The sequence below is a fragment of the Stenotrophomonas sp. HITSZ_GD genome (genome assembly GCF_029543105.1).
Classification (GTDB): Bacteria; Pseudomonadota; Gammaproteobacteria; order Xanthomonadales; family Xanthomonadaceae; genus Stenotrophomonas_A.
This window is the reverse complement of the sequence record NZ_JARQXB010000021.1, coordinates 1-14036: the sequence shown is the minus strand read 5'-3', so window position 1 is coordinate 14036 and position 14036 is coordinate 1. Positions and strand designations below refer to the sequence as shown.

12 protein-coding genes are annotated in these 14036 nt (G+C 70.1%); all 12 read left to right on the top strand.

What is annotated here, in order from left to right; translation table 11 throughout:
* Positions 1–117: 117 nt before the first annotated feature.
* The 12 genes from P6166_RS15710 (at position 118) to P6166_RS15655 (ending at position 13537) form a co-directional block, all read left to right on the top strand.
* Positions 118–1176: a pilus assembly protein PilM gene (locus P6166_RS15710; protein ID WP_345781881.1), complete on the top strand. Its 1059-nt coding sequence runs from the start codon at positions 118–120 to the stop codon at positions 1174–1176.
* A complete protein-coding gene (locus P6166_RS15705) occupies positions 1176–1934 on the top strand; it encodes a PilN domain-containing protein (RefSeq protein WP_277765382.1) in 759 nt (252 codons plus the stop codon). Before P6166_RS15710 ends, P6166_RS15705 begins: the two co-directional genes overlap by 1 nt.
* The gene (gene pilO / locus P6166_RS15700; RefSeq protein WP_277765381.1) at positions 1931–2629 is read left to right on the top strand and encodes a type 4a pilus biogenesis protein PilO; all 699 of its coding nucleotides are present in this window, start codon (positions 1931–1933) and stop codon (positions 2627–2629) included. The genes P6166_RS15705 and pilO overlap by 4 nt, the downstream gene beginning before the upstream one ends.
* The gene (locus P6166_RS15695) at positions 2626–3159 is read left to right on the top strand and encodes a pilus assembly protein PilP (RefSeq protein WP_277765380.1); all 534 of its coding nucleotides are present in this window, start codon (positions 2626–2628) and stop codon (positions 3157–3159) included. The genes pilO and P6166_RS15695 overlap by 4 nt, the downstream gene beginning before the upstream one ends.
* A 19-nt stretch (positions 3160–3178) precedes the next feature.
* Positions 3179–5047 carry a type IV pilus secretin PilQ family protein gene (locus P6166_RS15690; RefSeq protein ID WP_277765379.1) on the top strand — a complete coding sequence of 623 codons (1869 nt, stop codon included), beginning with the start codon at positions 3179–3181 and terminating at the stop codon, positions 5045–5047.
* Between the two features lie 170 nt (positions 5048–5217).
* The gene (locus tag P6166_RS15685) at positions 5218–6237 is read left to right on the top strand and encodes a MoxR family ATPase (RefSeq protein WP_277765378.1); all 1020 of its coding nucleotides are present in this window, start codon (positions 5218–5220) and stop codon (positions 6235–6237) included.
* Between the two features lie 53 nt (positions 6238–6290).
* Positions 6291–7208, top strand: a complete 918-nt coding sequence (locus P6166_RS15680) for a DUF58 domain-containing protein (RefSeq protein WP_277765377.1) — start codon at positions 6291–6293, stop codon at positions 7206–7208.
* On the top strand, positions 7208–7660 hold the full coding sequence (locus P6166_RS15675; RefSeq protein ID WP_277765376.1) for a DUF4381 family protein: 453 nt from the start codon (positions 7208–7210) through the stop codon (positions 7658–7660). The genes P6166_RS15680 and P6166_RS15675 overlap by 1 nt, the downstream gene beginning before the upstream one ends.
* Positions 7657–8664, top strand: coding sequence for a VWA domain-containing protein (locus P6166_RS15670; protein ID WP_277765375.1), 1008 nt, complete (start codon positions 7657–7659; stop codon positions 8662–8664). Before P6166_RS15675 ends, P6166_RS15670 begins: the two co-directional genes overlap by 4 nt.
* A complete protein-coding gene (locus P6166_RS15665) occupies positions 8661–10442 on the top strand; it encodes a tetratricopeptide repeat protein (RefSeq protein WP_277765374.1) in 1782 nt (593 codons plus the stop codon). Before P6166_RS15670 ends, P6166_RS15665 begins: the two co-directional genes overlap by 4 nt.
* Positions 10439–12142 carry a BatD family protein gene (locus P6166_RS15660; protein ID WP_277765373.1) on the top strand — a complete coding sequence of 568 codons (1704 nt, stop codon included), beginning with the start codon at positions 10439–10441 and terminating at the stop codon, positions 12140–12142. The genes P6166_RS15665 and P6166_RS15660 overlap by 4 nt, the downstream gene beginning before the upstream one ends.
* A 102-nt stretch (positions 12143–12244) precedes the next feature.
* On the top strand, positions 12245–13537 hold the full coding sequence (locus P6166_RS15655; RefSeq protein ID WP_345781880.1) for a dicarboxylate/amino acid:cation symporter: 1293 nt from the start codon (positions 12245–12247) through the stop codon (positions 13535–13537).
* Positions 13538–14036: the final 499 nt, after the last annotated feature.

Here is a 14036-nt window from a genome sequence, read left to right as displayed (position 1 = left end):
GGCAGGCGTGACGGGCTTCTCGGCTTTCGCGCGGGGTGGTTGCCAATTGCAAAAAACTAATTATTAATGCGCGGGCGCACAAAGCGCGTCCAAGTGCCCGTCGGCAGGGGAGTTTCCGTGGGGCTTATTCCCAAGAGTCAGTCGCCGCTCATTGGCGTCGACATCAGTTCGACTGCGGTAAAGCTTTTGCAGCTTTCCCGTAGCGGCAACCGTTTCCGCGTGGAGCACTACGCGGTCGAGCCTCTTCCGCCCAATGCGGTGGTGGAGAAGAACATCGTCGAGGTCGAGGCGGTGGGCGAAGCCATTCGCCGCGCCATGAACCGCTCCGGCAGCAAGGCCAAGAACGCCGCGGCCGCCGTGGCCGGTTCGGCGGTGATCACCAAGCTGATCCCGATGCCGGCCGAGCTGGACGAGAACGACATGGAGGCCCAGGTCGAACTGGAGGCCACCAACTACATTCCGTACCCGATCGAGGAAGTGAACCTCGATTTCGAGGTGCTCGGGCCGATTCCGAACAACCCGGAAATGGTCCAGGTGCTGCTGGCCGCCTCGCGCTCGGAGAACGTCGAGCTGCGCCAGTCGGCGCTGGAGCTCGGCGGCCTGACCGCCAAGGTGATGGACGTGGAGGCCTTCGCGGTCGAGAACGCGTTCGCCCTGCTGGCCAGCGAGCTGCCGATCCCGCACGACGGCCTGGTCGCCCTGGTCGACATCGGCGCCACCATGACCACGCTCAACGTGATCCGCGGTGGCCGCAGCCTCTACAGCCGCGAGCAGGTGTTCGGCGGCAAGCAGCTCACCGACGAGGTCATGCGCCGCTACGGCCTGACCTACGAGGAAGCCGGCATGGCCAAGCGCCAGGGCGGGCTGCCGGAGAGCTACGAGGTCGAGGTGCTGGAACCCTTCAAGGAAGCGACCGTCCAGCAGATCAGCCGCCTGCTGCAGTTCTTCTACGCGGGCAGTGAATTCAACCGGGTCGACTGCGTCGTCCTGGCCGGTGGCTGCGCGGCGCTGGCCGGGCTGCCGGAAATGGTCGAAGAGCAGCTGGGCGTGACCACCGTGGTCGCCAACCCGCTCTCGCAGATGACCCTCGGACCCAAGGTGCAGGCGCAGGCGCTGCAGCAAGACGCCCCCGCGCTGATGATCGCCACCGGCCTGGCCCTGAGGAGCTTCGACTGATGGCCAGAATCAACCTATTGCCCTGGCGCGCCGAGCGCCGCAAGCAGCGCGAGCGCGAGTTCTACGGCATGCTCGGCTTCGCCGCCGTGGCCGGCGTGCTGCTCTCGCTGCTGATCTGGTTCTACTTCGACCGCCAGGTCAGCGGCCAGGAGGAGCGCAACAAGTTCCTCACCGCCGAGATCGACAAGGTCAAGGCGCAGAACCGCGAGATCGAGGAGCTGGACAAGAAGAAGGAGCGCCTGCTCGCGCGCAAGCGCGTGATCGAGGAGCTGCAGGCCAACCGCTCGCAGATGGTGCACCTGTTCGATTCGCTGGTGCGCACCATCCCCGACGGCGTGGTGCTGACCTCGCTCAAGCAGGAAGGCGAGGTGCTCACGCTGGAAGGCCGCTCGCAGTCCAACGCGCGCGTCAGTACCTACATGCGCAACCTGGAAGGCTCCGGCTGGATGACCAGCCCGGACCTGTCGATCATCGAGGCCAAGGCGCAGGAGAAGAACCAGAAGGTCGTGCCGAACGTCGACAGCAAGGCGCTGCCGTACGTGTTCACGCTGAAGGTCAAGCTGGCCAATCCCAACGAGCCGAACAAGGACGGCACCGGCACCCCGGCCGAGCAAGGCCCGGGTAGCGCGGCGGCCGACCAGGCAGCCTCCACGCCGGCGGCTCCCGCCGATGCGAAGGGTGCGGCCGACAAGCCGGCCAACAACACGGCGCCGGCCACGGCGCCGGCGGCCAAACCGCAGGCGGGAGCGGCGTCATGAGCAAGAAATTCAGCATCAACGACCTTGATTTCCGCAACATGGGCGCCTGGCCGCAGCAGGCCAAGGTGGTGTTCTGCGTGATCCTGGCGCTGGTCATCCTGCTGGTGGCGTATTTCGCCCTGATCAGCGGCAAGCGCGAGGAACTGCAGCGCTTGGAGGCGAAGGAAGTCAGTCTGCGCCAGGAGTTCGAGAAGGAGCAGGGCCGCGCGGTCAACCTGGAGCCGCTCAAGCAGCAGCTCGCGCAGATGGAGCAGGTGCTGCAGCAGATGCTGCGCCAGCTGCCCAGCAAGACCGAAATGCCCGACCTGATCATCGACATCTCGCAGACCGCGCTGTCCAGCGGCCTGAACAACGAGCTGTTCCAGCCGGGCGCCGAGACGCCGCGCGAGTTCTACGCCGAAAAGCCGATCGCCCTGCGCATGGTGGGCAGCTACCACCAGTTCGGTGCCTTCGTCAGTGGCGTGGCGTCGTTGCCGCGCGTGGTGATCCTCACCATGCACGACATCAACCTCAAGCCCAAGGATCCGAAGACCGGCATCACGCAGCGCGGCGCCCTGGAGCTGGCCGGTACGGTGAAGACCTACCGTTACCTCGACGACGAGGAAATGGCCGCGCAGGAGAAGGCCGCCGCCGAGGCCGCCAAGAAGGACAAGAAGAACAAGAAGGGCAAGAAGACGGGCGAGGCCAAAGAATGAACATGACGACCTGCAAGCGTCTGTCGTGCCTGGCCTGGGTGGTGCTGCTGGCCGGCTGCGGCCGCGGCATCACCAGCACGCCCGGCGACGCACCCAACCTGAAGAGCTTTGTCGCCGAAGTGCGCGCCCGGCCGGCCCCGCCGCTCGAGCCCCTGCCGGTGATGCAGCAGTTCGAGACGTTCGAGTACGCCGCGCAGGGCATGCGCGATCCGTTCTCCGATGCTTGGACCAACCCGGAAGGCGGCAATGGCCTGCGTCCGGACCCGAACCGCCGCAAGGAACCGCTGGAAGCCTTCCCGCTCGACAGCCTCGACATGCTCGGGAGCATCGGCAAGGGCCCCGGCCTGGTCGCGCTGGTGATGGCGCCGGACAAGGTGACGTACCGGGTGCGCCCGGGCGTGTACCTGGGACAGAGCGATGGTCGGGTAACGGGAGTGTCCGAGGATCGCATCGATTTGATTGAACTGGTGCCGGATGGTGCCGGTGGTTGGCTGGAACGTCCGGCCTCCATCGCACTTGACGATCAATGATTGATTAGGGGATAGCACGATGACTTTTTCCAAAGCCCTGAGCCTGCGTCCCATCCGGCGCCAAGCGATCCGGGCGTGCGCGATGGGGTTCGCGCTCGCACTGGCTAGCGGCTCTTCCTTCGCGGCTCCGTTGGGCGCCGCGGACCTCAACGCCCATGACCCGGCCAAGACCGTGCCGGCGACGGTGGCGGTCTCCAAGATCGACTTCAAGCGCGGCGAAGACGGCGCGGGTCGGCTGATCCTGCAGTTCAGCGGCCAGGGCGCCAGCCCGGACCTGCGCACGCAGGGCAACACGGTGCTGGTGGATGTCGGCAACGCCAGCCTGCCGGCCGAGCTGCAGCGCCCGCTCAACGTCGTCGATTTCGCCACCCCGGTGCAGCGCATCGACGCCAAGCCGTCCGGCGGCGGCGCGCAGCTGGTGCTGAGCACCACCGGTGCGTTCGAGTCGCTGGCCTACCAGACCGGCAACGAGTACGTGGTGGAGATCAGCCCGCGCAAGGGCACCGCCGCCATGGGCGCCCCGACCGCCGCCAGCGTGACCCAGGCTGCCGCCGCGGTCGCCAAGCGTGGCTACAGCGGCCGCCCGGTCACCTTCAACTTCCAGGACGTGCCGGTGCGCACGGTGCTGCAGCTGATCGCCGAGGAGTCCAACCTCAACGTGGTCGCCTCCGACACCGTGCAGGGCAACGTCACCCTGCGCCTGGTCAACGTGCCGTGGGACCAGGCGCTGGACATCGTCCTGCGCGCCAAGGGCCTGGACAAGCGCCGCGACGGCGGCGTGATCTGGGTGGCCCCGCAGGCCGAGCTGGCCAAGTTCGAGCAGGACAAGGAAGACGCGCGCATCGCCATCGAGAACCGCGAAGACCTGATCACGGACTACATCCAGATCAACTACCACTCGGCGACCGCGATCTTCAAGGCGCTGACCGAGGCCAAGGGCATCGGCGGCAGCAACGGCGGCGGCCAGGGCCAGAACCAGGAGAACGGCTTCCTCTCGCCGCGCGGCCGCGTCGTCGCCGACGAGCGCACCAACACGTTGATGATCAGCGACATCCCCAAGAAGGTGTCGCAGATGCGCGAGCTGATCGACCACATCGACCGCCCGGTCGACCAGGTGCTGATCGAAGGCCGCATCGTCATCGCCACCGACACCTTCGCCCGCGACCTGGGTGCGAAGTTCGGCATCGGCGGCACGCGCCAGTACGGCGGCAACACCGCCACCATCGGCAACACCACCACCGGTGGCGCCAACACCAGCGCGAACCGTGGCTTGAACGTGAACCTGCCGGCGGGCTCCTTCACCAACGGCACGCCGTCGACCATCGCCTACACGCTGCTGGGCGCCAACTTCAACCTGGACCTGGAGCTGTCGGCCCTGCAGGAAGAAGGCCGTGGCGAGGTGATCTCCAATCCGCGCATCGTCACCGCCAACCAGCGCGAAGGCGTGATCAAGCAGGGTAAGGAAATCGGCTACGTGACCATCACCGGTGGCACCTCCGGTACCGCCGCCACGCCGAACGTCCAGTTCAAGGAAGTGCTGCTCGAGCTGAAGGTCACCCCGACCATCACCAACGACAACCGCGTCTTCCTCAACATGAACGTGAAGAAGGACGAGGTGGACCAGCTGATCGAACTGGAAGGCTACGGCACCGTGCCGAGCATCAACCGCCGCGAGATCAACACCGCGGTGCTGGTGGACGATGGCCAGACGGTGGTGATCGGTGGCGTGTACGAATTCACCGACCGCTCCAGCGTCAGCAAGGTCCCGTTCCTGGGCGACATCCCCTTCCTGGGCAACCTGTTCAAGAAGCGGGGCCGCAGCAAGGACAAGGCCGAGCTGCTGATCTTCGTCACCCCGAAGGTGCTGCGCGTGGCCAAGGCGTCCTGATCGCACTCGCCTCATGTCGTGATGGATAGCGAAAGGCCGCCTCAGGGCGGCCTTTCTTCATGCGTGAAGCGCCCTGCAGCCTGGCCGGCGGATGACCGTGCCCGCCCGCGCGGGCCAGCGAAGGGGGCGGGCGATGAACCAATCGACGCCCGATAGGTCAAACTCGACCTATGAACGCACCGCCCCTGCCGCACGAGACCCCCGGCGACACCGCCGACACTTCCACCCTGCATGGCGCCTTCATCGGCCTGCGTGATGCCTTGTCCGCGCGTATCGTCGGCCAGGCGCACCTGGTCGAGCGCCTGCTGATCGCGCTGCTGGCCGATGGCCACCTGCTGGTCGAGGGCGCGCCGGGCCTGGCCAAGACCACGGCCATCCGCGCCCTGGCCGCGCGGCTGGAGACGGATTTCGCCCGCGTCCAGTTCACCCCCGACCTGCTGCCGGCCGATCTCACCGGCACCGAAATCTGGCGCCCGCAGGAAGGCCGCTTCGAGTTCGTGCCCGGTCCCATCTTCCATCCCATCCTGCTGGCCGACGAGATCAATCGCGCCCCGGCCAAGGTGCAGTCGGCCCTGCTGGAAGCGATGGGCGAGCGCCAGGTCACGGTCGGGCGCCACACCTATGCATTGCCCTCGCTGTTCCTGGTGATGGCCACGCAGAACCCGATCGAACAGGAAGGCACCTTCCCGTTGCCCGAGGCCCAGCTGGACCGCTTCCTGATGCATGTGCGCATCGGGTATCCGCAGGCCGAGGCCGAAGCGGAGATCCTGCGCCTGGCGCGCGAATCCGCGCGCGACGCGCTGGCCACCCCGGATGCGGTGCCCGAGCGCTTGTCGGTGGAGACGGTGATGGCCGCCCGCCGCGCCGTGCTCGACCTGCACGTCGCTCCCACACTGGAGCGCTATCTGATCGAGCTGGTACTCGCCTCGCGCGATGCCCGCCGCTACGACCCCGCGCTCGCCCAGCGCATCGCCTGGGGCGCCAGCCCGCGTGGGTCGATCGCGCTGGAACGCTGCGCGCGGGCGCGCGCGTGGCTGGCCGGCCGCGACTACGTCACCCCCGACGACGTGCGCGCCGTGGCGCCGGACGTGCTGCGCCATCGCATCCTGCCCAGCTACGAGGCCACCGCCGAAGGCTGGGACGGCGAGCGCCTGGTGCATGCGTTGCTGGACAAGGTGCCGCTGCCGTGAGCGCGCGCATGCGGGACACCGCGATGCCGGCCGCGCGCTGCTGAGGGTCGCGCTTGACTGCTTCTCCCGCTCCCGCGCCGGCTATCCAGGGCGACGGCCTGCGGCCCACGCTGGCCGAACTGATTGCCCTGCGTGGCACCAGCCGCCACCGCGCGCCGCCGGGCCGCGGCCGCCTGGGCATCACCGGTCCGTCGCCGTCCGCGTTGCGCGGGCGCGGCATGGAGTACGCCGAATCGCGCGAATACGTGGTCGGTGACGATGCCCGCCATATCGACTGGCGCCTCACCGCGCGCAGTGGCCGTGCCCATACCAAGCTGTTCCAGGCCGAGCGCGAGCGCCTGAGCTTGATCGTGGCCGATACCGCGCCGACGCTGTATTTCGGCACCCGCGTGCGCTTCAAGTCCGTGCAGGCCGCCCGCGCGGCGGCGGTGGCGGCGTGGCAGGCGCAGCGCCAGGGCGATCGCGTGGCCGCGCTGCGCGGCAGCCTGCGCGAAGCCCCCGTCGCACCGGCCGGTGGCGCCCGTGGCGTACTGCGCGTGCTCGATGCGCTGACCCGCTGGTACGCGCAGCCGCCGGCCGACGACGCCGGGCTGGCGCTTGCGCTCGACCACGCTGGCCGCCTGCTGCGGCCCGGCGCGCGCCTGAGCGTGTTCGCCGATCCGCACAGCGCCGCCGCCCTGCCGCTGGCGCGCTGGTCGGCGCTCGCGCTTCACCACGAGGTCGTGCTCGTGCTCCTGGTCGATCCGCTGGAGCTGTCGCCGCCGTCCGCGCAGTTGCCGTTCCTGAGCGGCGAACGTCGCATCGAGCTGGACCTGGCCGGGCGCAGCGCGCGCGAAGGATGGCAGCACGAATTCGTCGCGCCCTTGCAGAAGCTGCAGGACGAATTGCCCGCGCGCCGCGTCGCCGTGCGCGTGCTGCGCACCGACGACAGCAGCGATGCCTGGCTCGGCGCCGGGATGGGGAGGCGTTGATGTCGCCCGCCGAGCTCCCGCTGCGCGACGTCCACCTGCCGCCGCCGCCAAGCTGGTGGCCGCCGGCCGCCGGTTGGTGGTGGGTCGGCCTGGGCGTGCTGGCCGTGCTGGCGGTCATCGCCGCGCTGCTGTATCGCCGCCGGGCGCGTCGCCGCCGCTGGGCACGCCTGTTCGACACCGACACCGCCGGCCAGAGCAGCGCCGCGCGCGTGGCCGCCATGTCGGTGCTGCTGCGCCGCGCGGCGCGCCGCCTCGATCCGGCGGCCGACACCCTGCAAGGCGAAGCCTGGCTGCGCTGGCTCGACGGGCGCAAGCGCCAGGATTTCTCGCAAGGCCCCGGCCGGCTGCTGCTCGATGGCGGTTTCCGGCCGCGCATCGAAGACGCCGAGTTCGCCGCGCTGCTGCCGCTCGCGCGGCGGCGCTTCCTGCAGCTGATGGCGGGCCGCCGATGAGCGCGCTCGATACCGCCGCCTGGCTGCAGGCGTTCGCCGAATCCGCCTGGCCGTGGGCGTGGTGGCTGCTGCCACTGCCCTTGCTGGTGGCGCTGCTGCCGGCGCTCGCCAGCCGCGCGTCGGCCTTGCGCGTGCCGTATGGCGATGCCCTGCGCGGGATTGCCCGCGAGGGCGCGCATCGCCCCGTGTGGCGCCGCACGCCGTGGCTGCTCTGGCTGGCGTGGATCTGCCTGTGCGCCGCGCTGACGCGGCCGCAGGAACTCGGCGCGCCGGTCACCCCGCCGCACCAGGCGCGGCAGATGATGCTCGCGGTGGATCTGTCGGCGAGCATGACCGAACCGGACATGCAGATCGGCGGGCAGGTGGTCGATCGCCTCACCGCCGCCAAGGCCGTGCTGGCCGACTTCCTCGACCGCCGCCAGGGCGACCGCGTCGGCCTGCTGGTGTTCGCCGAGCGCGCCTACGCGCTGACGCCGCTCACCGCCGACCTCGCCACCGTGCGCGACCAGTTGCGCGATGCGGTGGTGGGCCTGGCCGGCCGCCAGACCGCGATCGGCGATGCGCTGGCGCTGTCGGTCAAGCGGCTGCGCGAACAACCGCTCGGCCAGCGCGTGGTGATCCTGCTCACCGATGGCGAAAGCAACGCCGGCAGCATCACCCCCGAGAAGGCCGCCGACCTCGCCGCCGCCACCGGCGTGCGCGTGCACACCATCGCCTTCGGCGGGGCGGGCGGCTATTCGCTGTTCGGCATTCCGCTGCCGGGCGGCGGCGATGAGATCGACGAAACCGCGTTGCGGCAGATTGCCAGCAAGACCGGCGGGCGCTTCTTCCGCGCGCGCGATGCGGCCGAACTGGCCGGCATCTACGCCGAACTCGACCGGCTGGAGCCGGTGGCGGCCGCCGGTATCGCCGTGCGTCCGCGCATCGAACGTTATCCGGGGCCGCTGGCGCTGGCGCTGTTGCTGATGGCGCTGCATTTCGCCTGGCCGTGGAGGGCGCGATGAACGATCTGCCCGCCATGGTGCAGGCCTTCCATTTCCTGCGTCCGCAGGTGCTGTGGGCGCTGCTGCTCGTGCCGCTGCTGGCGGTGCTGTGGCGCCTGCGGCTGCGCCGCGCCGATGCGTGGCGCGCGAACGTGGATGCCCACCTGCTGCCGGCCTTGCTGGTCGCCGGCGGCCGCACCTTGTGGATCGGCTTCACCGCCGGCCTGCTCGCCTGCGTGCTGGGCGTGCTCGCGCTCGCGGGGCCGAGCTGGCGGCAGGAGGCGCAGCCGATGTTCCGCACGCATTCCCCGTTGGTGATCGCGCTGGACCTGTCCACGCGCATCCAGGCCGCCGACCTGCCGCCCTCGCGCCTGCTCCAGGCGCGCGCCAAGCTGGCCGAGCTGCTGCGCGAGCGCCGTGGCGGCGAAGTGGCGCTGCTCGCCTATGCCGGCGACAGCTTCACCGTGGCCCCATTGACCGACGACGCCGGCAACGTGGCGCTGTTCCTCGATGCACTCGATCCGTCGGTCATGCCCGTGGGCGGGCAGCGTGGCGACCGCGCCATCGCCGCCGCCGTGAAGCTGCTGCAACAGGCCGAGTTCGCCCATGGCGACATCCTGTTGCTGACCGACCGCGCCGACGCCGCCGCGCGGACCCAGGCCGCGCAGGCGCGCGCGGCGGGCTACCGCGTATCCGCGCTGGGGCTGGGCACGCCGCAGGGCGCCGCCTATCGCGAGGACGACGGGCGCATCCTGCAGGCCCGCCTGGAAGAAGACACGCTGCAGCGGCTGGCGGCCAGCGGTGGCGGCGCCTACGCGCGTTTGCAGCGCGGCGACGACGACCTGCGTGCGCTGGGCGTGCTCGACCCGACCCGCACCGACGAGGCCGCCGGCGAGGACGCCCAGGGCCAGCAATGGCGCGATGAAGGCTACTGGTTGCTACCGGCGGTGATGCTGCTGCTGTTGCCCGCCTTCCGCCGGCGGGGCGCGCTGCTGCTGCTCGCACTGTGCGTGACGCCCGCGCTGGCGCCGCCGGCGCATGCCGCGGAAGGCACGCCGTGGCGGCGCGCCGACCAGGTGGAACAACAGCAGCTGCAGGCCGGCGTGGACGCCTACCGGCGCGGCGATTTCGCCGCCGCGCAGCGTCGCTTCGAGGGCATCGACAGTGACCAGGGCTGGTATAACCTGGGCAACGCGCTGGCGCGGCAGGGCCGCTACGACGACGCCATCGCCGCCTACGACAAGGCGCTGGCCAAGCACCCGCGCATGGCCGACGCCGTCGCCAATCGCGCCGCGGTCGATGCCGCGCGCAAGCGCAACGGCGGCCACAACGACGATGGCGCGCAGGGGCAGGGCCAGCAAGGCGCGCCGAACCAGAACAACGCCGGCCAGCCCAAGCCGGGGCAGCAGCAGCCGGGGCAGTCGCCGTCCTCGCCGCAGGACGCCCGGAACAACGCGGGCCCGAAGCAGCCCGCGCAGCCCGCGCAGGCCGCACAGGACAAGCCGCCACCGTCGCCCCGCCAGCAAGACGGCGATCAGGCAACGCCGCAGCAGGCCGACCGCCAGGCCCAGCAGCAGGCCGACGCCGCGCAACGCGAGCGCATGCGCCAGGCGATGGCCCAGCAACAGGCGCAGGCCCCGCAGCAGGCCCAGGCCGTGCGCGGCGAAGAAACCCCGCAGCAGCGCGAGCAGCGGCAGGCCCTGGAAGCCTGGATGCGCCGCGTGCCCGATGATCCCGGCAGCCTGCTGCGCACCAAGTTCCGCCTGGAGCAGGAACGCAGGCAAAGAGAGCAACCATGAGTGCACGTTCCTTCTCCTCCGCCGCGCTGTTGATAGTGCTGCTGCTGGCCACGCTGGCCGCGCCCCTGCACGCGGCCACGCGCGCCTGGCTCGATCGCGACCAGGTGGACGTCGGCATGCCGGTGACCTTGAACATCGAGACCGACCAGCTCACCGCCGGCCCGGACTACACGCCGCTGCGCGCCGATTTCGGCCTCAGCGCGCAGCGCAGCAGCCGGCAGCTGCAGGCGGTCAACGGCACGATGTCCACCCGCAACCGGTTCGCCGTCGTGCTCACGCCCCGTGCAACCGGCGTGCTGACGGTGCCCGCGCTGCAGGTGGGCAGCGAGCGCACCGCGCCGATCCGCCTGACCGTGACCGAGGGCGCGGCCACGGCGGCCGCCACGCCCGCGCGCGGCGACGAGCCGGTGTTCGTGGAAACGCGCGTGGACGACACCCAGCCTTACGTGCAGCAGAGCGTGGGCGTTGTCGTGCGCCTGTACTACGCCACGCAGCTGGCGGCCGGCGCGCTGGAACTGGATGCGCCGGCGGGCGCGTCGCTGCAACAGGTCGGCGACGATGGCAACTCGGTGCAGAACGTCAACGGCCGGCCTTACAACGTCGCCGAGCGCCGCTACCTGCTCGTGCCCGAACGCAGCGGCACGCTGGTGCTACCGGGCGCGCGCTTCAGCGGCCGCGCCGTCGGCGGCTTCTTCGATGATTACTTCGGCCGCGGCAATGGCGAGTTGAGCGCCCGCAGTGCGGCCACCACGCTGCAGGTGCGCCCGCAACCGGACCAGGCACCGCAACCCTGGCTGCCGTTGCGCGACCTGCAGTTGCGCTATGTCGCCACGCCGCAGCGCGCGGTGGCCGGCGAAGCCGTGCAGGTGGTGGTCGAGGCCACCGCCAGCGGCGCCACTCGCGCGCAGTTCCCCGATCTGCTGCTGCCGCCGGTGAGCGGCGCGCAGGTGTTCCCCGAGCCGCCGCAGTACGACGAACGCTTCGTCGACGGTTCGCCGCAGCTGAAGATGACGCGGCGCTTTTCCCTCGTGCCCAACCAGGCCGGCACGTTGCAGGTGGCCGGCCCGCGCGTGGACTGGTGGGATGTGCGTGCCGGTGCCCCGCGCAGCGCCACCTTGCCGGACTTGCGCCTGGAGGTGGCTGCCGGCAGTGGCGCGTTCGCCGCGCCGGCGGCACCGGCGCCCGGCGCGGCGGTCGCCCCGACCGCGCCCGGCGCGCAGGAACAGGCCGTGGCCCGTGCGCCGGGCCCTTGGCGCATCGTCGCGGGCGTGTTGGCGGTGCTGTGGCTGGCCACGTTGGCGGTGACGGCGTGGTTGTGGCGGCGGCGCCCGCGTGGCGCATACAGAGCCCCCGGCCCGTTGCCGAGCGGCGAGGCCGGAACACCGGTGCATCGTCCCAGCGTGGCCGACCTGCGGCGTGCACTGGACCAGGGCGGCCTGGACGAGGTTGCGCAATGCCTGTGCGCGATGGCGGGCGTGCGCGAACTGGACGAGGTCGTCGCGCGGCTGGCTTCCGCGCCGCAGCGCGAGGCCATCGCCGCGATGCAACGCGCGCGCTGGGCCGGCGAGGGCGACGTGGTGCAGGCGCGGCAACGCCTGCGCGAGGCTTTCCGGCAGGGCCCGCAGTGGCGCCACGCCACTGCCCGCACACCGCCCGAGTTGCCGCCGCTGTACCCGGACAGCGGCCCGCCGGGGCGCTGATCGGCGCCGGCGCGCCGGCATCGATGCAGTTTCGCAGCGGACGGCGCGGGGAGGGGGCCTGTTAAAGTCGCGGTTTCGCTGCGCAAAAGACAGGAGCCGCCGATGCCGACGACCCCGAACCGGTCCGAACCCTCCCGCCGTCCCGGCATGCCGCTGCACTGGAAGATGGGGATTGGCTTTGCCGCCGGCCTGTTGCTGGGGCTGGCGGTCCACTTCATCGGCGGTGCCGAGGCGTCCTGGGTGCAGGGTTTCACCCGCTACGTCACCACGCCGTTCTCGCAGCTGTTCCTCAACCTGATCTTCATGCTGATCGTCCCGCTGCTGTTCTCGGCGCTGGTGATGGGCGTGGCGGACATGGGCGACATCCGCGCGCTGGGCCGCATCGGCTGGCGCACGCTGGCCTACACGGTGATCCTGTCGGGCATCGCGGTGCTGCTGGGCCTGGTGCTGGTCAACCTGCTCAAGCCGGGCGCGGGCGTGGACCCGCAGCTGGCCGCGCAGCTGCTGCAGGCCAACGCCGAACGCAGCAAGGAGATCGTCGCCGGCGCCTCGGGGCAGCCGCAGGGCATGGACATGCTGATGTCGATCGTGCCGAGCAACGTCATCGCGGCCGCGTCCAGCAATGGCGCGATCCTCTCGCTGATGTTCTTCGCGGTGATGTTCGGCGTGGGCATGGTGTTGACCGAGGACGAGAAGGTGGCCACGTTGCGCAAGGGCATCGAGGGCATCTTCGAGATCTCGATGACGCTGATCGGCCTGGTGATCCGCCTGGCGCCGTATGCCGTGGCCTGTTTCATGTTCAACCTGGCCGCGCTGTTCGGCCTGGACCTGCTGGTGAAGCTGGGCGCGTACGTGGGCGTGGTGGTCCTCGCGCTGGCGCTGCACATGGTGGTGACCTATGGCCTGGCGGTGAAGTTCGCCGGGCGCTCGCCGCTGCAGTTCTTCCGCGAAACGCAGCCGGCCACGCTGATGGCCTTCTCGACCGCGTCCAGCAACGCCACCTTGCCGACCGCGCTGCGCGTGGCCGACAGCATGGGCCTGCCGCAGCGCGTTTCGCGTTTCGTGCTGACGGTGGGCGCCACGGCCAACCAGAACGGCACGGCGCTCTTCGAAGGCGTGACGGTGATCTTCCTGGCGCAGTTCTTCGGCGTGGACCTGAGCCTGGGCCAGCAGTTCATGGTGATGCTGGTGTGCATCCTGGGCGGCATCGGCACGGCGGGGGTGCCCTCGGGCTCGCTGCCGGTGGTGGCGTTGATCTGCGCGATGGTGGGGGTAAATCCGGTGGGGATCGGGTTGATCCTGGGCGTGAACCACTTCCTGGATATGTGCCGGACGGCGCTCAACGTGACGGGTGATCTGGCGTTGACTACGTTGGTGGCGAAGGGAGAGGAGTAGTTTTTTTGCGCGCTGCTGCTGCGTGTTCGGGCGGTGGGGTGCGCTGACTTGCGGTGTGGGCACCGGTCTGCCGGGTATGAGCGTCACGGCTCAGCAGACATCCATGTCCGATTCGCCGCCGCGGGCCATCCATGGCCCGCTGACGCTCATACCCGGCAGACCGGCGCTAGGCGCTTTGTCTTTCACGCTTCGTTTGGGGTGCGCGGGAGGGTGGGTGGGGAAGAGCAAAGGCAAAGGCCAAAGCCAAAGCCCTCGACTGATCCTCTCTCATCTCTTCAAATCTCCCCTCTCTTTAATTTTTCCGGTCGCGGCTGAAGCCGCTCCTACAGGGAGCGGGCGCGGGCGGGGGGCGGTGTGGGCGTGCGTGGGATGCGCCTTCGCTCTTGTTGTCCGGTTGCGGGATTTGTCGGGCCTGCGGGGGTGGGGCCCTTTCGGGACCGTAGGCGACATGGATGTCGCCTACGAGCCCCCATGGATGGGTTCACGGCGTGTCCCGAAA